The organism is Pseudomonas sp. TE3895 (assembly GCF_056278855.1).
Genome location: NZ_JBWBQE010000001.1, coordinates 2,561,045 through 2,581,261, shown reverse-complemented (window position 1 = coordinate 2,581,261; position 20,217 = coordinate 2,561,045). Strand labels below are relative to the sequence as shown.

The 20,217-nt window shown below is 63.7% G+C and carries 21 protein-coding genes; 3 read left to right on the top strand and 18 right to left on the bottom strand.

Annotated elements, in window-relative coordinates; translation table 11 throughout:
- Positions 1-115: 115 nt before the first annotated feature.
- The 10 genes from ACZ889_RS11730 to ccmA are packed head-to-tail and all read right to left on the bottom strand — an operon-like array spanning position 116 to position 7,461.
- Positions 116-532: a hypothetical protein gene (locus ACZ889_RS11730; RefSeq protein WP_003254373.1), complete on the bottom strand. Its 417-nt coding sequence runs from the start codon at positions 530-532 to the stop codon at positions 116-118.
- A 12-nt stretch (positions 533-544) separates the two neighbouring features.
- Positions 545-1,741, bottom strand: coding sequence for a c-type cytochrome biogenesis protein CcmI (ccmI, locus tag ACZ889_RS11725; protein ID WP_476257390.1), 1,197 nt, complete (start codon positions 1,739-1,741; stop codon positions 545-547).
- Positions 1,734-2,210, bottom strand: a complete 477-nt coding sequence (locus ACZ889_RS11720; RefSeq protein WP_003254376.1) for a cytochrome c-type biogenesis protein — start codon at positions 2,208-2,210, stop codon at positions 1,734-1,736. The genes ccmI and ACZ889_RS11720 overlap by 8 nt, the downstream gene beginning before the upstream one ends.
- Positions 2,207-2,743, bottom strand: coding sequence for a DsbE family thiol:disulfide interchange protein (locus ACZ889_RS11715; RefSeq protein WP_003254377.1), 537 nt, complete (start codon positions 2,741-2,743; stop codon positions 2,207-2,209). Before ACZ889_RS11715 ends, ACZ889_RS11720 begins: the two co-directional genes overlap by 4 nt.
- Positions 2,740-4,728 carry a heme lyase CcmF/NrfE family subunit gene (locus ACZ889_RS11710; protein ID WP_003254378.1) on the bottom strand — a complete coding sequence of 663 codons (1,989 nt, stop codon included), beginning with the start codon at positions 4,726-4,728 and terminating at the stop codon, positions 2,740-2,742. Before ACZ889_RS11710 ends, ACZ889_RS11715 begins: the two co-directional genes overlap by 4 nt.
- Positions 4,725-5,180, bottom strand: coding sequence for a cytochrome c maturation protein CcmE (gene ccmE, locus ACZ889_RS11705; RefSeq protein WP_003254379.1), 456 nt, complete (start codon positions 5,178-5,180; stop codon positions 4,725-4,727). Before ccmE ends, ACZ889_RS11710 begins: the two co-directional genes overlap by 4 nt.
- Entirely contained in the window at positions 5,177-5,353 is a 177-nt protein-coding gene (gene ccmD, locus ACZ889_RS11700) for a heme exporter protein CcmD (RefSeq protein ID WP_003254380.1), read from the bottom strand. The genes ccmE and ccmD overlap by 4 nt, the downstream gene beginning before the upstream one ends.
- The gene (locus ACZ889_RS11695) at positions 5,350-6,117 is read right to left on the bottom strand and encodes a heme ABC transporter permease (protein ID WP_012051654.1); all 768 of its coding nucleotides are present in this window, start codon (positions 6,115-6,117) and stop codon (positions 5,350-5,352) included. Before ACZ889_RS11695 ends, ccmD begins: the two co-directional genes overlap by 4 nt.
- 46 nt (positions 6,118-6,163) lie before the next feature.
- A complete protein-coding gene (gene ccmB, locus ACZ889_RS11690; RefSeq protein ID WP_012051653.1) occupies positions 6,164-6,832 on the bottom strand; it encodes a heme exporter protein CcmB in 669 nt (222 codons plus the stop codon).
- Entirely contained in the window at positions 6,829-7,461 is a 633-nt protein-coding gene (ccmA, locus tag ACZ889_RS11685; protein ID WP_003254385.1) for a cytochrome c biogenesis heme-transporting ATPase CcmA, read from the bottom strand. The genes ccmB and ccmA overlap by 4 nt, the downstream gene beginning before the upstream one ends.
- A 170-nt stretch (positions 7,462-7,631) precedes the next feature.
- Here ccmA and fliK point away from each other — a divergent pair, with 170 nt between their 5' ends.
- The 3 genes from fliK to ACZ889_RS11670 all read left to right on the top strand — a co-directional run bounded on the left by fliK (position 7,632) and on the right by ACZ889_RS11670 (position 12,302).
- A complete protein-coding gene (gene fliK / locus ACZ889_RS11680; RefSeq protein WP_180688628.1) occupies positions 7,632-9,188 on the top strand; it encodes a flagellar hook-length control protein FliK in 1,557 nt (518 codons plus the stop codon).
- Positions 9,185-9,523 carry an EscU/YscU/HrcU family type III secretion system export apparatus switch protein gene (locus ACZ889_RS11675; RefSeq protein WP_180688629.1) on the top strand — a complete coding sequence of 113 codons (339 nt, stop codon included), beginning with the start codon at positions 9,185-9,187 and terminating at the stop codon, positions 9,521-9,523. The genes fliK and ACZ889_RS11675 overlap by 4 nt, the downstream gene beginning before the upstream one ends.
- A 67-nt stretch (positions 9,524-9,590) precedes the next feature.
- Positions 9,591-12,302, top strand: coding sequence for a dermonecrotic toxin domain-containing protein (locus tag ACZ889_RS11670; protein ID WP_476257389.1), 2,712 nt, complete (start codon positions 9,591-9,593; stop codon positions 12,300-12,302).
- Positions 12,303-12,415: 113 nt separating this feature from the next.
- On the opposite strand, the gene ACZ889_RS11665 is transcribed toward ACZ889_RS11670, so the two are convergent.
- The 8 genes from ACZ889_RS11665 to ACZ889_RS11630 all read right to left on the bottom strand — a co-directional run bounded on the left by ACZ889_RS11665 (position 12,416) and on the right by ACZ889_RS11630 (position 20,206).
- Positions 12,416-12,811: a DUF2802 domain-containing protein gene (locus ACZ889_RS11665; protein ID WP_003254391.1), complete on the bottom strand. Its 396-nt coding sequence runs from the start codon at positions 12,809-12,811 to the stop codon at positions 12,416-12,418.
- 1 nt (position 12,812) lies between these two features.
- Entirely contained in the window at positions 12,813-13,292 is a 480-nt protein-coding gene (locus ACZ889_RS11660; RefSeq protein WP_003254393.1) for a chemotaxis protein CheW, read from the bottom strand.
- A 41-nt stretch (positions 13,293-13,333) separates the two neighbouring features.
- Positions 13,334-14,230 (bottom strand): CheW domain-containing protein, encoded by an 897-nt coding sequence (locus ACZ889_RS11655; RefSeq protein ID WP_012051648.1) that lies wholly within the window; start codon positions 14,228-14,230, stop codon positions 13,334-13,336.
- A complete protein-coding gene (locus ACZ889_RS11650) occupies positions 14,230-15,018 on the bottom strand; it encodes a ParA family protein (RefSeq protein WP_180688631.1) in 789 nt (262 codons plus the stop codon). Before ACZ889_RS11650 ends, ACZ889_RS11655 begins: the two co-directional genes overlap by 1 nt.
- 184 nt (positions 15,019-15,202) lie before the next feature.
- Positions 15,203-16,060, bottom strand: coding sequence for a flagellar motor protein MotD (gene motD, locus ACZ889_RS11645; RefSeq protein WP_014755793.1), 858 nt, complete (start codon positions 16,058-16,060; stop codon positions 15,203-15,205).
- A gap of 3 nt (positions 16,061-16,063) precedes the next feature.
- The gene (locus ACZ889_RS11640; protein WP_003254399.1) at positions 16,064-16,804 is read right to left on the bottom strand and encodes a flagellar motor protein; all 741 of its coding nucleotides are present in this window, start codon (positions 16,802-16,804) and stop codon (positions 16,064-16,066) included.
- A complete protein-coding gene (locus ACZ889_RS11635) occupies positions 16,804-17,916 on the bottom strand; it encodes a protein-glutamate methylesterase/protein-glutamine glutaminase (RefSeq protein WP_003254400.1) in 1,113 nt (370 codons plus the stop codon). The genes ACZ889_RS11640 and ACZ889_RS11635 overlap by 1 nt, the downstream gene beginning before the upstream one ends.
- A gap of 46 nt (positions 17,917-17,962) precedes the next feature.
- Positions 17,963-20,206, bottom strand: coding sequence for a chemotaxis protein CheA (locus ACZ889_RS11630; protein ID WP_180688632.1), 2,244 nt, complete (start codon positions 20,204-20,206; stop codon positions 17,963-17,965).
- Positions 20,207-20,217 lie beyond the last annotated feature (11 nt).

The following is a 20,217-nucleotide window of genomic DNA, read 5'->3' as shown; positions in this document are numbered from 1 at the left end:
TCCTGAAGTCGCAATCTGCGTCGCCTGAACTACCGCGCGCTTACAAGCAAAAGCAGAAGCAGAAGCAGAAGCAGAAGCAGAAGCAGAAGCAGAATAAGCAGATACAGAAACAGCGTTACTGCGCGAACGCGCGCCCTAACCCACCGGGTACACCACTGCTGTCAGTTTCCTGCCAAGGCCCATTCGGGCTCAACGACCAGCTCCAGCCGTTATCAAACCGATAGTAGGTACGCTGCCGGTAGAAGGTATTGGGCTGCTTCTCCAACACATATACACCCAGCTTGGGATCCCAGTGACTTGCCCCGCCAGGCGGTGGCGCAAAGCTGGCCGAGGTGCGCGGCATGGGCTTGGGTATCGCCGCCGGCTTGCTCGGCGAAGTGGCAGGCTGCCTGCCCGGCAAGGGCTTGACCACCGGCCCCGACGGCGGCACACGCTCGATCGGTGGCGCGGGCTGCTCGTACGGCTCATGCACCGTACACGCAGACAAACCCAGGGCCAGGGTAATCAGGGTCAGGCGGACGGTGCTGTGCATGGCATTGCTCTCTTACTGGTCTGGAGTGTCGATAGTCAGGCGCTGGGTAGCCTGGGTGGCGCTAGACAACGGCGCCCCCTGGCCAATCCACTCACCCTGGGTAGGCTGACCCGCGCGTGAAACACGTGCAACCAGTTGGACTTCGGCATACTGCGACAGTTTCATCTGCGGCATCATCGCATCAGCATCAGACAACTCCACCTCGATCGGCAACTGCGCCACGGTCACCCGCTTGGCCGCCAGTGGCATCGGCGGGCCATTGCTGGCGCGAGCGAAGATAAACACCGTGTCGTCCGGCTGAACCTTGTCCTTCAAGGCAGCCGCCAGTTCCACCCGCACTTTCAGGCGAGCCGCCACAGGTGCAGGCTCGGTCGCCTCTGCTGGCACCCCACCCAGGCGCTCGGCGGCGCGGTCGATACCACCCTGCAGGGCCGCTCGCGATGCATCACCTTCTGGCAACTGCGCCAGCAAGCGCTTCCAGTAGTCGATGGCTTCCTGATAACGCTCGCCTTCAAACGCAGCAATACCGCGCAGGCCCAGGCTGGTCACCTCGTTGGGGTCCGCCTTCAGCGCTTCGTCAGTCAGCGCCTGCAATTGCGGGCTCCACTGCTTGTTGGCGGCAAAGTACAGCGACTGCGCCCACTGCCCCAGCAGCTCGGGCTGACGACCAGCCAAGGCCACGGCCCGTTCAAACGTACGCGCGGCATCGGCCGGGCGCTGCTCGGCCATGTAGGCCCGGCCAAGGAAATACATGGCCTCGGCCGAATCCGGCTGGGCCTGCACCACGCGTTCAAGGCGCGTAGTCATTTCCTCCATCGACTTGGGTGCCTCGGCAAACTCCTGGGTCAGCGCCACCTTGTCCGCCGCACCAAAATGCAGGTACAGCCCCAGCGCCATCAGCGGTACCAGTACCGCAGCCAGCAGCGGCAGGGCCTTGCCCAAATGCCCCTGGCGCGGGGCCTCGGCGCCTTCGGTATCGGCCAGCAGCTCGCGGGCAGCCTCGTCCCGGCCCTTGGCCATCTGCGCCTCATCGAGCACACCGGCGGCTTGTTGGGCCGCCAGCTCGGCGACACGTTCCTGGTAAAGGGCCACGTTCAAGGCCGTGCGGTCTTCTTCCTGCTGGCGACGGCGGCCACGCAAGATCGGGAGCAGCAAAAAGCTGAGGGCAGCGAGCAGCAGAAGGCCCGCGCTAAGCCAGAATTCAATCATGGGTCTGTTCTTTTTCCAGCAGTTTGGCGAGACGCTCGCGTTCTTCGGCAGACAACTCATCGGCGCCCTGCACGGCCGTAGCACGGCGCCGGCGTACGATCACCGCCAGCACCACGAAGCCACCGGCCAGCAAGATCCCCGGGCCAAACCACAGCAGCCAGGTACGCCCGCTGAGCGCCGGCTTGTAGCGCACGAAGTCGCCATAGCGGTCGACCATGAAGTCGATGATCTGCTGGTTGCTCTGGCCTTCGCCAAGCATGCGGAAGATTTCTCGGCGCAGGTCGGCAGCAATCGGCGCGTTGGAGTCGGCAATATCCTGGTTCTGGCACTTGGGGCAGCGCAGTTCCTTGGTCAACTGTTGGTAACGCTCGCGCTCTGCCTCGTCGCGAAACTGGTAGGTGTCGATAGCCGCCTTGGCCACACCGGCCAGGCTCATGCCCAGCACCGCAGCTGCCAGCCAACGCCTCATGGCTTGGCCTCATCAATCAGGCCCTGGTACAACGGCGCCAGCTGTTCACGCCAGACCGTGGCATCGACGATGCCGACGTGCTTGTAGCGGATGATGCCCTTGGCATCGATCAGGAAGGTTTCCGGCGCCCCATACACCCCAAGGTCCAGGCCCAGGCTGCCCTGTTCGTCACGAATATCCAGCTGATAGGGGTTGTGGAACTCGGCCAACCACTTCTGCGCGGCGGCGTTGTCATCCTTGTAGTTGACCCCATGGATCACCACCCCCTGCTGTGCCAGCTGGTTCAGGTACGGGTGCTCGACCTTGCACGACGGGCACCAGGTGGCCCACACGTTGACCAGTGCCGGGCGCCCCTGCAAGTCGGCCTGAGTCAGGGTGCGGTCCCCCTGTGTCGACGCCAGGGAAAACACCGGGAACGGTTTGCCGATCATTGCCGAAGGCAGCTCGTCGGGCTTGAGGAAAAGCCCCTTGTAGAGGAACACCGCCACCAGCAGGAACACTGCAAGGGGCACTACCATGATCCAACGCTTCATGCAGCTGCTCCAGACACGCCCAGGACATCACGCACCCGGGTCTTGACCTTGACGCGGTAGCGCCGGTCGAGGGCCGCCAGCAACCCGCCCAGGCCGGTCAGCAGACCGCCCAGCCAGATCCAGCGGACGTAAGGCTTAATATGTACGCGCACAGCCCAGGCGCCATTCTCCAGTGGCTCGCCAAGCGCGACGTACAGGTCGCGGGTAAAGCCGGCGTCGATACCTGCTTCGGTCATCATCGACTGCTGCACGGTGTACAGGCGCTTCTCCGGGTACAGTGTGGTCACTTCACGGCCATCGCGGCTGACCACGATGGTGCCCTTGTCAGAGATGAAGTTCGGCCCCTCGAAGTGCTTGGCGCCCTGGAACAGGAAGTGGTAGCCACCCAGCTCCACGCTTTCGCCCGGCGCCATGCGCAGGTCGCGCTCGGCGCTGTTGTTGCTGGACAGCACCACGCCCAGCGCACACACCGCCAGGCCCAGGTGCGCCAGTTGCATGCCCCAGTAGCTGCGGCCCAGGCCCGGCAGGCCTTTGACCAGGCCCTTGTGGCGGGTCTTGTCGAAAATGTCACGCAGCCCGCCAAGCACTACCCAGGCGGCCAGGGCGAAGGCCGTCAGCGTCGGCCAGTCGAAGTCGTCGACGATAAAGCCGGCAACCGGGGCAAGGATGGCACTGCCGATCAATACCGGGGTCATCATGCTGACCAACCATTTGCCCGGGGTGTCCTTCCAGCGCACCACCACGCCCACGCTCAGCACCACCATCAGCAGCGCCATCAGTGGCAGGAACAAGGCGTCGAAATAGGGCGGGCCGACCGACAGCTTGGCCCCGGTCAGGGCATCGAGCACCAATGGGTACAGGGTACCGAGCAGAATCATCGACGCCGCGACCACCAGCACCAGGTTGTTGGCCAGCAGCAGCGTTTCACGCGACCACAGGGCGAAACCGACCTGGCTCTTGACCACCGGTGCGCGCAGGGCGAACAGGGTGAGCGACCCGCCGACCACGAACAGCAGGAAAAACAGGATGAAAATACCCCGCGACGGGTCGGCGGCAAACGCGTGCACCGAGGTCAGCACCCCGGAACGCACCAGGAAGGTACCCAGCAGGCTCAGCGAGAATGCGGCAATTGCCAGCAGCACCGTCCAGCTCTTGAATACCCCGCGTTTCTCGGTCACCGCCAGCGAGTGGATCAGTGCGGTGCCCACCAGCCAAGGCATGAACGAGGCGTTTTCCACCGGGTCCCAGAACCACCAGCCACCCCAGCCCAGTTCGTAGTAGGCCCACCACGACCCCAAGGTGATGCCAACACCCAGGAAAGCCCAGGCGACGATGGTCCACGGCCGCGACCAGCGCGCCCAGGCAGCGTCCAGCCGGCCGCCGAGCAAGGCGGCAATGGCGAACGCGAAGGCCACCGAGAAGCCCACATAGCCCATGTAGAGCATGGGTGGGTGAACGATCAGGCCAAAGTCCTGCAGCAGCGGGTTGAGGTCACGGCCATCGGTCGGCACCTGCGGCAGCAGGCGCTGGAACGGGTTGGAAGTAATGATCAGGAAGCTCAGGAAGCCCACGCTGATCATGCCCATTACCGCCAGCACGCGGGCCAGCATCACCTGCGGCAACTGCCGGGAGAACACCGACACGGCAAAGGTCCAGCCGCCGAGGATCAGCGCCCAAAGCAGCAACGAACCCTCATGGGCGCCCCACACCGCACTGAACTTGTAGTACCAGGGCAAGGCGCTGTTGGAGTTGCTGGCCACATAGGCGACCGAGAAATTGTCTGTCATGAAGGCATGGGTCAGGCAGGCAAAGGCAAACGCCAGGAAGGCGAACTGCCCCCACGCTGCCGGCCGCGCCAGGCTCATCCACAGGCTGTCGCCACGCCACGCGCCAAGCAACGGCACACTGGCCTGTACGACGGCAAAGCAGATGGCCAGAATCATCGCCAACTGGCCCAGTTCGGGGACTACCAGTGCTGCGTTCATGGCTTCGTCTCTCCGCCGGCAGCGGCCTGGCCGCTTTCCTTCAGGGCCTTGGTGACTTCGGGCGGCATGTATTTCTCGTCGTGCTTGGCCAGCACTTCATCGGCTACCACCACACCGTCGGCATTGAGCTTGCCAAGGGCGACGATGCCCTGTCCTTCGCGGAACAGGTCGGGGAGGATGCCGCGGTAGGTGATGGGTACCGACTTGTTGAAGTCGGTTACCACGAAACGCACGTCCAGCGAGTCGGCCGAGCGCTGCACCGAGCCTTTCTCCACCATGCCGCCAGCGCGGATGCGCGTGTCCAGCGGGGCTTCGCCGTTGGCGATCTGGGTCGGTGTATAGAACAGGTTGATGTTCTGCTGCAATGCGCTCAAGGCAAAGCCGACGGCAACCCCGACGCCGACCAGCAGGCCGACGATGAGCAACAGGCGTTTCTTGCGCTGCGGATTCACTGGTTGTTCTCCCGGCGCAAACGGCGCGCCTCTTCTTGCAAATAGCGACGACGAGCCAGCAGTGGCGCACCGACATTCAGCGCCAGCACCGCCAGGCAGATGCCATAGGCCGACCACACGTACAGGCCATGGTGGCCCATGGCGAGAAAGTCACCGAAGGTGGCAAAGCTCATTGTGTGGCCCTCCGCCCCAGGCTGTTCAATACTTCGTCCCTGACCCAACTGGCGCGTGCTTCGCGCTTGAGCACTTCAAGGCGCATGCGCAGCAGCAGTACGGCGCCGAAGAAACAGTAGAAACCCAGCGCCGTGCACAACAGCGGCAGCCACATTTCGGCCGGCATCGCCGGCTTTTCGGTAAGGGTGAAGGTGGCCCCCTGGTGCAGGGTGTTCCACCACTCCACCGAATACTTGATGATCGGGATATTCACCACACCGACAATCGCAAGCACCGCACAGGCCTTGGCTGCACTGTCACGATTACTGATCGCCTGGCCCAGCGCAATAATGCCGAAGTACAGGAACAGCAGGATGAGCATGGACGTAAGGCGGGCATCCCACACCCACCAGCTGCCCCAGGTCGGCTTGCCCCAGATGGCGCCGGTAACCAGGGCCACGGCGGTCATCCAGGCGCCAATGGGCGCGGCACATTGCAGGGCGACGTCGGCCAGTTTCATCTTCCACACCAGCCCCACCACCCCGGCCACCGCCAGTAGCACATAGCAGGACTGCGCCAGCATCGCCGCCGGCACATGGATATAGATGATGCGGAAGCTGTTGCCTTGCTGGTAGTCCTGGGGGGCGAAGGCCAGGCCCCAGGTGATGCCGACCAGCAGCAGGAGCACGGCAGCACCGGCCAGCCACGGCAGCATGCGGCCGCTGATGGCATAGAACCATTTCGGGGAGCCCAGCTTGTGGAACCACGTCCAGCTTATTTTCATCAGGGTACATCCAGGGTATTTGCCGGGCTTGAGAGCCCGGGACTCGTTATTCGCCGACGCTGATCTTCAGGCCGGCCGCTATCGCAAAGGGTGCCAGGGTAACGGCCAGGGCCGTCAGGCTGGCGAGCCAGAGCAGATGGCCGGTTGCCGGCATATTTTGCAACGCCGCTTGCAACGCACCACTGCCCAGGATCAATACAGGGATATACAACGGCAGAATCAGCAACGCCAGTAACAAACCTCCGCGTTTAAGGCCGACTGTCAGTGCCGCACCTACCGCGCCCAGCAAGCTCAATACCGGCGTACCCAGCAGCAGCGAACCGAGCAGCACCGGCAGGCAATGGCTTGGCAGCCCCAGCATCAGTGCCAGCAGTGGCGCCAACAATACCAGCGCCAGCCCGGAAAAGATCCAGTGCGCCAGCACCTTGGCCAGCACCAGCAGTGCCAGTGGGTGCGGCGACAGCACCCATTGCTCCAGCGAGCCGTCTTCGAAATCGCTGCGGAACAGGCCGTCCAGCGACAACAACACGGCCAGCAACGCTGCCACCCAGACCAGGCCCGGCGACAAGGTTTGCAACAATTGGCTTTCCGGGCCGACCGCCAGCGGGAACATGGCCACGACAATGGCGAAGAACACCAACGGGTTGGCCAGTTCGGCCGGGCGACGGAACAGCAGGCGCGCTTCGCGGCGCAGTAACAAAATGAATACGCTCATGCAGCCCATTGCCCCAGGTTCAGTTCTCGGTAACCGGAGGGCTTGCGTTCCAGTGTGTGGTGAGTCGTCAGCACCACCGTGCCGCCCTGCTCGCAGTGGGCTGCCAGGTGCGCTTCAAGCTGCGCCACGCCTTGCTTGTCGAGCGCGGTGAACGGCTCGTCGAGAATCCATAGCGGCGGGCAAGCCAGGTGCAGCCGGGCCAGGGCCACACGGCGCTGCTGACCGGCCGACAGGGTATGGCAGGGGACGTCTTCGAAACCGCGCAGGCCGACAGCCTCCAGCGCCGCCCAGATCGCCTCGCGGCTGGCCGGCTGGTGCAGGGCGCACAGCCAGGTGAGATTCTCCTCGGCGGTGAGCAAGTCCTTGATGCCAGCGGCGTGGCCAATCCACAGCAGGGCGCTGGCCAGGGCATGACGCTGTTCTGCCAGTGGCTTGCCACCCAGCAGAATCTGCCCGGCCGTCGGCTGCATCAGCCCGGCCAACAGGCGCAACAGGCTGGTCTTGCCACTGCCGTTGGGGCCACTGATCTGCAGCATGTCACCGGCACCCAGCTCGAAATCGAGCTGTTCGAACAGCAGGCGCCAGTCGCGCTCGCAGGCCAGGCCCGCGGCTTGGAGGTGAAGGGTCACGGTTTCGCCTTATCTTCAGTAGGGCTTTGAAGCAGCCAACACCACTCCAGAACCCTTGTGTCTCAAGTCGCCCCTCGCGCTGCCGTTATACTGGCAACCACGGGCGCTCGGCATTATTACACGCGCCGCCGCGCTGCCAAGAGGCCGGGCTCGACAGGTTGTATACAATCATGACTGAAATCAATAGTCTCGGCGCACAAACCGCGATCAACAGCCAAGCCATGAAGGCGGGCACGACCGGCGAACTGCTGCGCCTTATCCAGGCGCAGCCCGGGCTGCTGGCCCCCGGCGAAACCGCGCAAGCCGAGGTTTTATCGTTGCGCCAGGCGGGCCAGGACTTTCAGCTGGTGCTAAGGCTGATGCAGGCCAACGGCGTGCAGACCCAATTACAGGCCAACGCCAGCCAGCCGCTGCCCCAAGGCAGCCAGATCACCGTCAGCCAGACCGAAAGCAATCGCCTGGCGATCATGTTGCAACAGGCCAGCGCCAGCCAGGTCGCCACCCTCACCCAGCTGGACACCAGCAAGGTGCCGGTCGGCACCTTGCTGCAAGGCAAGGTCCTGACCAACCAGCCGCTGGCCCAGGCACCCGGCCAACCGGCCGTGTACCGGGCGCTGGTCAGCTTGCTCAACAGCACCCAGGCCGGTGCCACGCTGAGCATCGACAGCCCGCGCCCGCTGGCCATTGGCAGCCTGCTCAGCGCCCTGGTGCAGGGTGATCAGTCATTGCGCTTCGTGCCGCTCAGCGGCAGGCAGGACCAACTCAGCATTGCCCAACAGCTGCTGACACAGCAAAACCGTCAAGCCTCGCTGCCCGGCCTGCTCAACGCCCTGCAACAGCTCACCCGCGACCCAGGCGTCGATGGCGAGCTGCGCGCCAGCGCCGAACGCCTGCTGGCCGGCCTGCCGGACGCCCGACAACTGGGCGACGCCAAGGCAGTGGCCCAGGCCCTGAACAACAGCGGCAGCTTTCTCGAAGCGAAGCTGCTGAGTGGGTCCACCGCCAGCGTCGACACCGACCTCAAAGCACATTTACTGCGGCTGATGGCCCAGGCCCCTGCCCTCCCGGCAGGGGCCACCACTCTGAGCCCCGCCAACCTGGCCCTGACCATGCCGATACTGGCGCGCAGTGCACTGGGCATGCTCGAGCGGGTCAGCCCCAAGCCGCAGCCGGGCGCGTTCCCATTACCGTCGCGCCTGCTCAAGGCCCTGGAAGAGGAAGGCGACCTGCAACAGCTGCTGCGCCTGGCTGCCGCTGCCATTTCACGTTTGCAGAGCCACGCCATGAGCAGCCTGCAACAAACCGGCACGCTGGAAAACGGCAACCTGCAGACCACCTGGCAAACCGAAGTGCCAATCCGCCACGGCCAGGACTTCATCCCGCTGCAAGTCAAACTGCAGCGCGAAGAAACCCCACAACAACAGGCCGACCGCCAACATGAAGCCCAAAACCCTCGGCAAGCCCTGTGGCGCATCGAGCTGGCCTTCGACTTGTCCCCGCTCGGCCCCCTGCAAGTGCAGGCGCAACTGAGCGAGGGCCGCCTGAGCGGGCAGCTATGGGCGGAGCGCGAGCAGACCGCGCGGTTGATCGACGCCCAGCTTGGCGCGCTGCGCGCGCGCCTGGTGGCCCGGGGCCTGGAGGTCGGCGACCTGGCGTGCCACCCGGGCATCCCGCCGCAGGGGCCACGCACACGGATGGAACAACGCTGGGTGGACGAAACCGCATGAACGATACGACACCACGCCAAGCCATAGCGCTGAACTACGACGGCCATCAGGCACCGACCCTCACCGCCAAGGGCGACGAGGACCTGGCCGAGGCCATCATTGCGCTCGCCCGCGAACACGAAGTGCCGATCTACGAAAACGCCGAGCTGGTGCGCCTGCTGGCGCGGCTGGAGCTGGGCGATCAAATACCCGAAGCGCTGTACCTGACCATTGCCGAGATCATCGCCTTCGCCTGGCAACTGCGCGGCAAGGTACCCGCCGGCTTCGATGATCCGCCCCCGGCAGAGCGCGATATCACCCCACCATTGCCCCTGCTGCCCGGCACTGGCCAGTAACTATCTACCACCCCCTCCCCCTCCATGCGCCCAACCTTGTCGGCCTCCCACGTACAAGGTGACCGTCATGATCGACAGCAGAATCAACGCCCAAGGCGTGCAGTTCGTAGTAGACCATCTGGCCAACATCCCTCGCCCGGACCGCGAAGCCCATCGCTTGATCCGGCAGTGGCTTGCCGGGCAAGGTGTCCATATCGACCCCGATCGCGTCGATGTGGTCACCCTGCACTACCGGCCGGATGACCAAGGGTATGTGGCAGCGGTCCAGCAGACCCAGAGCATGACCCAGGCGCTGCTGGGCAACTGGCAAGGGGAGTCCGATAACAACCTCATCGGCGCACTGTTCGCCAACCCTTGGGCAGGCACCTTCCCCCAAGGGCCGTTGAAGCTGGTCGATCGCCTGCCAGCGCTGGGCTTTGGCCATCAGGGCGCAGCCTTCGAAGTGTACAACGGCCTGTTCCAGCGATCGTCCCCTGCCCGTTACGATGCCTCGACCCACGTTCAGGTACCGGCTGAAGCTTTCCAGCGTTTCATAGAAGCGCTGGATTTTCACAGGCCGTTCAAAGCCATGCTCGACACGTACTGGCAGGAGCATCAGGACAGTCACCGCCTGGCCAGCAAGCTCAATTTCATCGCCGCCTGCAACGCCCAGGTCAGCCAGGGGCGCCTGAGTGATGCCGCCAGGGAGCTGGCATGGCAAGCCGCCGGCATGATGCCGCAGCGCTTCAAGATACGGGTCAGCACGCTGAGCATCTATGGCTATGCGGCCACAGACCTGCTGTACATCAATGCCCCGCACAGCGATCTGACCCTGCTGTACATGCCAGGTAACAGCTCGCCCTTGCTCGAATTCGCAAGCGAGAACCTGCTCAAGGACTGGGTGGGCGATCAGTGCAAGGACCCCGCCCGACGCGAAGCGCTAAAGCAACACTTCAGGCTCGCCGACCGCCCCCAGGGCCTCGATTTCAGTGGCCTGGACACCGCGCTCGAGGGCCTTGGCGACTATCCGGACCGGCACCGGCTGCCCCCTGAACATGGTTATTTCAACGATGATGGCGTCTGGCCCCCCAGAACCTACGTGAACTACAAACCTGGCAAATACAACCCCAAACTGACCGGGGATATGTTCGCAGCCCTGACCGAGCGCCAGCGCCAGCGCAGCTACGACGATGCCGATTTTGTCATCACAACCGATAGCCAGGTTACCAAAGCCAAATGGCGAGGCTACCTCACCAATACGCTCAACCTGCTAGCGCCACTGTGCCTGGTGGTGCCGGGGCTGGCGCCCCTTCTGGCGCTCGGTGGCATTGCCCAGTTGGGCCTGGGCCTGGATCAGGTGATCAACGGCCACAGCCTGAAAGCCAAACAGGATGGGGTGGGCGACATCGCCTGGGGGCTGTTCAACGCCGTACCGCTGGCAACGGAGGGCACAGCAGGCATCAAGGCCCTGTTCGAGTTCAAAAGCGATGGTTTTGTCATGCCGCGCGAGGTCAACGGGCAGCTCGGCTATCCGTTGAGCCCGACCAGCCCACCGCGGCTTCCAGAGCCAGAAGGCGCGGAGTACTTCCACAACCACGAGCCCATTGCACCCCTTGATGACGGCGACCCGGAGGTTGCCGGCGCGGTGATACGGTTGCCCCACTACGATGGCGAACTGGACGACCTGGAATGCAGCATCGAAACCTACAACGCGCGGGTGGTCTATGACATGGAGCGGAATGCGTTCATCCTCAAGGACGACGTCAACGAGGTCGATCCGCAAGCCTACGTGGCAGTCCCCGGCAGCCGTGACCTGGTGGCGCTCGACATGCCTCGGCCGGTAACCGACGCCATGCGCACGCGCACTTTGCGCGCCTTGGGTGTCGACCTGCCCCTGCCGGTGCAAATACCGACACGGGCGCCGGACAGCGCACCTATCCCAAAACTCATATCCAGCCTCTGGGTCGGCAACAACGTCCTTGGCGAGCCATTGCTGGCCAACCTTGCCGCCAACGCAGCGCGCCTGAGCGACAGTGAATACAGCATGCGCCTGTTTCTGTCGAAGGCTTCGCCTACCGCCTACGAACAGAACGCAAGGCTATTGGCAGCCCGGGCGCCAGGGCTTCAGGTATTGCCGCTTGAAGAGCAAGGTTTCTTCCGGGCCTTCCGCCAGAGCCGCTATTACGCACAGTACGATGCAGCACTGGATGGCAACGGTGGCATCGCCACCAATTACGCGTCGGCGACGGATGTGCTGCGCTACCGAATGCTGCACCATGAGGGTGGGCTGTACATGGACGTAGACGATTTCCTGCTGCCGGACGGCAAGGGCGAAACGATCGACCAGGTCGAGCTGCACACCCCGCCCGATGGGCTGCTGCTGCCACCGCCGATGTGCAACGAAAAAATGAGCATGAATTGCCTGTACAACACCAGCCTCATAGGTAGCCACCCAGGCAACCCGGTGCTGGATGCGATCTCGGATGAAATGCTCGCACGCTACCAGACCCATGCAAACTTTTACGACAGCCGACCGAGCCTGGAACAGGACCCTGGCAATTTCTACCGCTATGCCAACAAGCTCAGCTACCTCACCGGCCCGGCGCTGCTCACCGAGATGGTCGATCGCCATCTACCCGGGCTGCGGACCCTGCGCCAGATCATCAACTTGCACATCATGCCACGCGTCAACACCTACCCATTCATCGACGCCTCACAGGCCAATGCTGCCCTGAAGCAATTGCTGCCCCTGAACCGTTTTGCCGGCGTCGGCGGCAATCACTCCTGGGTTCGCAACTGAAATGCATGGGGAACTGAACGGGCCTGGCGGCGCCCTTCAGATCGAGCGACGCATGGGCGCCGCTCGATGTCCCAGGTGACGAGCCTGCTAACGAGGCTACCTGTCAGCCCCCGTCAAGGAGCCCGGTGCACCTTGCTCATCAACTCCGCCTCGGCCTGGGTCAGGCCGCAGCTCTGGGTCAACTCATCGACACTCGCCCCCATCCCCACCAGCTTGGCCGCCTGGCTAAAAGTAACGTTGCTGGGGTCGCGCTGCTCGAGGCGCTCCAGCCGGTCTGGCAGGGTAGCCACCGTCGCACGCAGCTCATGGATGGCCTCACCCATGCGCACAGTGCCGTTCTGGTAGTCATCCAGACGCTTGGCCAAGTCCTTGATGCGCTGGTCACGCAGCGCATCGCCCTCGGCCTGCTGCGCAGCCAGCTCGCGCTGGCGCTTGCTGTAGTTGAGGAAAAACCACAGGCTCAGCGCCCAGGCCAGCGCCAGGAAGATGACAGCAACCTCTAGGATCAACTCAGATGTTCTCCAGCTCGGACCACTCTTCCTCGGTCATCATCTTGTCCAGTTCGACCAGGATCAGCAGTTCGCCATTCTTGTTGCACACGCCCTGAATGAACTTGGCCGACTCTTCGTTACCAACGTTCGGCGCGGTCTCGATTTCGGACTGGCGCAGGTAAACCACTTCGGCCACGCTGTCGACCAGAATGCCGACCACTTGCTTGTCGGCTTCGATGATGACGATACGGGTGTTGTCGGTCACTTCGGTCGGCATCAGGCCAAAACGCTGACGCGTGTCGATCACCGTCACCACGTTACCGCGCAAGTTGATGATGCCCAGCACGTAGCTCGGCGCACCCGGCACCGGGGCAATCTCGGTGTAGCGCAGGACTTCCTGCACCTGCATCACATTGATGCCGTAGGACTCGTTGTCCAGACGGAAGGTAACCCACTGCAGGATCGGATCTTCGGAACCTTGTGCAGACGACTTTTTCATTCCCCTACCCTCAAAATCCGCCGTTGGCGGTATGTTCTGTGTCATTTCTGTTTGGCGTGCATTTGCTTGACCGCACCGCTGGCGATCAGCTCGGCCAGTGCGGCGACGTCGAGCAGTGCGCACATGTGTTCGATTACGGTGCCGGCCAGCCACGGGCGCTGGCCACGCTGGCTGCGCCACTTGATCTCCGACGGGTCCAGGCGCAGCGAGCGGCTGACCTGATGCACCGCCAGCCCCCATTCGTAGCCCTGTACCGAAATCACGTATTGCAGGCCCTGGCGAAAATCATCGCGGTAGCGGTCGGGCATTACCCAACGCGCAGTGTCCAGCACCTTCAGGTTGCCGGCCTGGCAGGTCAGGATGCCGAGGAACCAGTCGGGCTGGCCGAACAGTGGCGTCAGCTCCTGGCCAGCCAGGGTGTAGATCGAGCCCAGGCACACCAACGGCACCGCCAGGGTCAGGCCGGCAACGTCGAACAGCAGGCATTCGAACGGCTCGGCCGCCCACACCGGACGACCATCGACAGTGGCCGGGGGTACGGGCAGGTTGGGTGCCGGCAGATGCACATCGACCAGCGGCACAGCCGGTTCCACGGTTTGTTCTTCGACCAGTACCGGGATGCTGGCTTCGGCCACGACCTCCTGCTCGACCACCGTCACCACCGGGGCTTCCACCGGCATCACGCTGGGCAGTACCGCCAGACGGGGTTCGGCGAACGGCCGCGGGGCAAAGCTGGCGGCGGCGGCTTCGGCGGGCTCAGGCCGGGCTGGCTGCCGGGCATCGCGTGCCTGCTCCTCGCGCACCGCCTCGGCGAACTCATCCGCCACTGCCGGCTGCTCGCTCAGGTCTTCGGCCTCGGTGGCCTCCTGCAGCAGGCCGTCCAGGTACGATTGCAGGGCCATCTGGGGCCGGGTGCTGGTTTGCCGGGTTTGAGTCATCAGGCCACCTGCCCTGCGTTCTTGTAGGTGAGCAGGTGCTTGAGCAGCGCCCTGTAGGCGATCAACCCGCGGCTCTTGCTGTCGAATTGCGAAGGCGTGACGCCCTTGCGACTGGCATCGCGCAGGCGCGTATCCACCGGGATGTAGCCCTGCCACACATGCTGCCCGTAGGTGTCACGCAGCAGCTTGAGGGTGCCCAGCGACGCCTGGGTACGACGGTCGAACAGGGTCGGCACGATCTGGTACGGCAGCGCCTGCTTGCGCGAACGGTTGACCATGGCCAGGGTGCCGACCATGCGTTCCAGGCCCTTCACCGCAAGGAATTCGGTTTGCACCGGGATCACCAGCTGCTGGCTGGCTGCAAGGGCATTGACCATCAGCACACCCAGCAAGGGTGGGCTGTCGATCAGGGCATAGTCGAAATCCTGCCACAGCTGCGCCAGACTCTTGGCGATTACCAGGCCCAGGCCATTCTGCCCTGGCGACTGGCGCTCCAACACCGCCAGCGCGGTACTCGACGGCAGCAGCGAGATGCGCTCATCGCTGGTGGGCAGCAGCAGTTGCCCGGGCAAGCCTTCGGGCACCGTGCCCTTGTGCAGGAACAGGTCGTAGCAGCTGTGCTCCAGGGCGTCCGGGTTGTGCCCGAAGTAGCTGGTCATCGAGCCGTGCGGGTCGAGGTCGACGACAACCACGCGCTTGCCGGCCTCGGCCAGCAGGCCGGCCAGGGCAATGGTAGTGGTGGTCTTGCCGACACCACCTTTTTGATTGGCTACTGCCCAGACTCTCATCAAGCAAACTCTATCTATTGATTTGGCAGGGACACTGCCTTGCTCAAAATTCGAAAGCTCGCGCAATCAATGTAGGAGCGGGTTTACCCGCGAACACCGGTGCAACCGGTGCCATACACCGCGTCGCCCGGCTCGCGGGTAAACCCGCGCCCGCAGGGGACAGCGGCGACGGGGAATTGACGTATCACGGCCTCGCCACCGTTGCTTGTATTGCCGGTGCACTTTGTGTGCCAGCGCGGCGCAATGCGGCATCCGGTGTGGCATTGGCGCTGCCCGAGCCTGTCAGGCTGCGGCGCACTTCCAGGTTACGGGAAATCACCAGTACCACCCGGCGGTTGCGTGCGCGCCCTTCGGCGGTATCGTTGCTGGCCACCGGCTGGTACTCGCCATAGCCCACCGAAGCCATGCGCGCCGGGTTGACGCCCTCCATGGCCAGCAGCCGCACGATGCTGGCCGCGCGCGCCGAGGACAACTCCCAGTTGGTGGGGTACTGCGCGGTGCGGATCGGCAGGTTGTCGGTGAAGCCTTCGACGTGCACCGGGTTGGCAAACGGCTTGAGGATGTTGGCCACCTTCTCGATGATCGCAAACGCCTTGTCACTGGGCATCGCGTCACCACTGCCAAACAGCAGCGACGAGTTGAGCTCGATCTCGATCCACAGCTCGTTGCCGCGCACGGTCATCTGGTCGCTGTTGATCAGATCGCCGAAGGCATCGCGCACGTCATCGCTGATGGTTTTCAACGGGTCGACATTGGTCGCCGCCAGGCCCGCTTCGGTCTGCTCGCTGTCTTTGACCAGCGGTTCGGCCGGGCGCACGCTCAGCGGCTGCTCATCGCCAATCGGGATCGGCTTCATACTGCGCTCGGGGTCGTTGAATACCCCGAGCAAAGCCTGGGAAATAACCTTGTACTTACCCTCGTTGATCGAGGAAATGGAATACATCACCACGAAGAAGGCGAACAGCAACGTGATGAAGTCGGCGTACGACACCAGCCAGCGCTCGTGGTTTTCGTGTTCCTCGGTATGACGACGGCGACGCATGGGTTACTCCATGAAGCCTTGCAGCTTCAGCTCGATCGAGCGCGGGTTTTCACCTTCGGCAATCGACAGCAGGCCTTCGAGCAGCATTTCACGGTAGCGCGACTGGCGCATGACGATGGCCTTGAGCTTGCTGGCGACCGGCAATAGCACAAGGTTGGCACTGGCCACACCGTAAATGGTGGCGACAAAGGCCACGGCAATGCCATTGCCCAGTTGCGACGGGTCGGCCAGATTGCCCATCACATGGATAAGGCCCATGACCGCCCCGATGATGCCGATGGTCGGCGCATAGCCGCCCATGCTTTCGAATACCTTGGCTGCCTGGATGTCACGGCCTTCCTGGGTAAGGAAGTCGACCTCAAGGATGCTGCGGATTGCTTCCGGCTCGGCGCCGTCCACCAGCAGTTGCAGGCCCTTGCGCGCATAGGGGTCGGGCTCGCTGTCCGCTACCCCTTCCAGGCCCAGCAGGCCTTCTTTGCGAGCGGTCAGGCTCCAGTTCACCACACGGTCGATGCCGCCCGCCAGATCGACCCGCGGTGGAAACAGGATCCAACGCAAAATCTGCAAGGCACGCTTGAACGACGACAGCGGCGACTGCAACAACGCCGCCGCCAGGGTGCCTCCCAGCACGATCAGAGCCGCCGGGCCATTGACCAGAGCACCGACATGACCGCCTTCAAGGAAGTTGCCACCGACGATGGCAACGAAAGCCAGAATCAAACCGATCAGGCTGAGGACATCCATCAGACGCACGCCTCCACCAGGTGCTTGCCGATTTCGTCCAGGCTGTACACGGCATCCGCCAGGTTCGCCTTGACGATGGCCATGGGCATGCCATAAATCACGCAGCTGGCTTCATCCTGGGCCCACACCGTGCTGCCCCCCTGCTTGAGCAGGCGCGCGCCCTCGCGGCCATCGGCGCCCATGCCGGTGAGCACCACCGACAACACCTTGTCACCGTACGACTTGGCCGCCGAACCGAAGGTGATGTCCACGCACGGTTTGTAGTTCAGGCGCTCGTCGCCGGGCAGGATCTTCACCGTGCCACGGCCATCGATCATCATCTGCTTGCCACCGGGGGCCAGCAGGGCCAGGCCTGGGCGCAGCATGTCGCCGTCTTCGGCTTCCTTGACGCTGATGCGGCACAGCTTGTCCAGGCGTTCGGCAAACGCTTTGGTGAAGGCCGCCGGCATGTGCTGGATCAACACGATCGGCGCCGGGAAATTGGCCGGCAGCTGGGTCAGTACCCGCTGCAGCGCCACCGGCCCCCCCGTGGAGGTACCGATGGCCACCAGTTTGTAGGGTTTGCGCTTGGGTGCCGGCGACTGCGAGGCCGCCGGTGTCGGGGCCGCTGCACGGGCAGGCGCTGCCGGGCGCGTCTGCGCCTGGCTGGCGAAGGTGCTGGCCGGCGCTGGCGCGGCGACCGGCGCCGTTCTGGCATAGCTGCCGATCCGGCGGTTGCTGCGCGAAATGGTGTGCACCTTCTCGCACAGCAACTGCTTGACCTTGTCAGGGTTGCGCGAGATGTCCTCGAAGTTTTTCGGCAGGTAGTCCACTGCGCCGGCATCCAGCGCGTCGAGGGTGACGCGGGCGCCTTCATGGGTCAGCGACGAGAACATCAACACGGGCGTCGGGCAGCGCTGCATGATGTGCCGCACGGCGGTAATGCCATCCATCATGGGCATTTCGTAGTCCATGGTGATCACATCGGGCTTGAGCGCCAGCGCCTGGTCGATTGCTTCCTTGCCGTTGGTCGCGGTACCCACTACCTGGATCGTTGGATCCGCCGAGAGGATTTCCGAGACACGGCGGCGGAAGAAACCAGAATCATCCACCACCAGGACCTTGACTGCCATAAACACTCCATTAGGCGGCGCAACCCGCCAGGGCGCGCCACCGAAATCAAATACGCCGCGCGGCGTAACGCTTGAGCATGCTCGGGACGTCGAGAATCAACGCGATGCGACCGTCGCCGGTAATGGTGGCCCCGGACATGCCCGGGGTGCCTTGCAGCATCTTGCCCAGCGGCTTGATGACCACTTCTTCCTGGCCCACCAGTTGGTCAACGACAAAACCGATGCGCTGGGTGCCGACCGACAGAATCACCACGTGGCCTTCGTGCTGCTCTTCGTGCACCTGGCCCTGGACCAGCCAGCGCTTGAGGTAGAACAGCGGCAGCGCCTTGTCGCGCACGATCACCACTTCCTGGCCGTCGACCACGTTGGTGCGCGACAGGTCGAGGTGGAAGATCTCGTTGACGTTGACCAGCGGGAAGGCAAACGCCTGGTTGCCCAACATCACCATCAGGGTGGGCATGATCGCCAGGGTCAGCGGCACCTTGATGACGATCTTGGAGCCTTGGCCCTTGGCCGAGAAAATGTTGATCGAGCCGTTGAGCTGGGAGATCTTGGTTTTCACCACGTCCATGCCCACGCCACGCCCGGACACATCGGAAATCTCGGTCTTGGTCGAGAAGCCAGGGGCGAAGATCAGGTTGTAGCAGTCCGACTCGCTCAGGCGCTCGGCGGCGTCCTTGTCCATCAGGCCCTTTTCCACGGCCTTGGCGCGCAGGATGTTCGGGTCCATGCCCTTGCCGTCGTCCGAGATCGACAGCAGGATGTGGTCGCCTTCCTGTTCGGCCGACAGCACTACGCGGCCGGTACGTGCCTTGCCAGACGTTTCACGCTCCTCGGGCATCTCGATACCGTGGTCGACCGCATTGCGCACCAAGTGCACCAGCGGGTCGGCCAAGGCTTCTACGAGGTTCTTGTCAAGGTCGGTCTCTTCGCCGACCAGCTCCAGATTGATCTCTTTCTTCAACTGGCGCGCCAGGTCGCGGACCAGGCGCGGGAAGCGGCCGAAGACTTTCTTGATCGGCTGCATACGGGTTTTCATCACCGCGGTCTGCAGGTCGGCGGTGACCACGTCAAGGTTGGACACGGCCTTGGACATGGCCTCGTCGCCGCTGTTCAGGCCCAGGCGCACCAGACGGTTACGCACCAGCACCAGTTCGCCGACCATGTTCATGATCTCGTCCAGGCGCGCGGTATCGACGCGTACCGTGGTTTCCGCTTCGCTGGCGGCATGCTTTTCAGCAGCCGGGGCCGGCGCGCGAGGCGCCGCGGCAGGTTTGCTGGCCGGCGAAGGCGCTGGCGCGGCAGCGGGCTTGGTCACTGGCGGGCTTTCGGCCTTGGCGGCAGCCGGCGCTTGCGCCTGGACAGCAGCCGGGGCCTCAACAGCGGCAACATCGCCACCGAACTTGCCCTTGCCGTGCAACTGGTCCAGCAGGGCTTCGAACTCGTGCTCGCTGATTTCATCGCTGGCGGCACTGTTGTCGGGTGCGGCAGGCGCTGGTGCCTGGGCGGCTGGCAAGGCGCCAGCCTGGAAGGTGCCCTTGCCATGCAGCTGGTCGAGCAGCGATTCGAATTCGGCGTCGGTGATCTCATCACTGACCGCTTCGCTGCTGACGGCCACCGGCGGCGCGGCAACCTCGGCATTGAACTGGCCCTTGCCGTGCAACTGGTCGAGCAGCGATTCGAACTCGGCGTCGGTGATTTCATCACCCGCACCGCTGACAGTCTCGCCCTGCATCTGCTCGTCGGCCGCCGCTTGCGCCTTGATCGCATCGAGCGAATCGAGCAACTGCTCGAATTCACTGTCAGTGATGTCCTGGTGTTGCTCCTCGGCCTCGGCCGGCGCGGCAACCGACACGTCGGCAACCGGCGCCGGTGCAGGCGCTGCAACAGTTTCGGCTGCGCCAGGTTCGGCCAGGCGCGACAACGCTGCCAGCAGTGCGGGGGTGGCCGGTGTCACTTCGGCACGCTCGCGCACCTGGCCAAACATGCTGTTGACCGTATCCAGTGCCTCGAGCACCACATCCATCAGTTCCGCATCGACCCGGCGCTCACCTTTGCGCAGGACGTCGAACACGTTCTCGGCGATATGGCAGCACTCCACCAGCTCGTTCAGCTGGAGGAAGCCGGCGCCCCCTTTTACAGTGTGGAAACCGCGAAAGATCGCATTGAGCAGGTCGGCATCGTCAGGTCGGCTTTCCAGCTCGACCAGTTGCTCGGACAATTGCTCAAGAATTTCGCCGGCTTCTACCAGGAAATCCTGGAGGATTTCTTCATCGGCGCCGAAGCTCATCAAACGTGCTC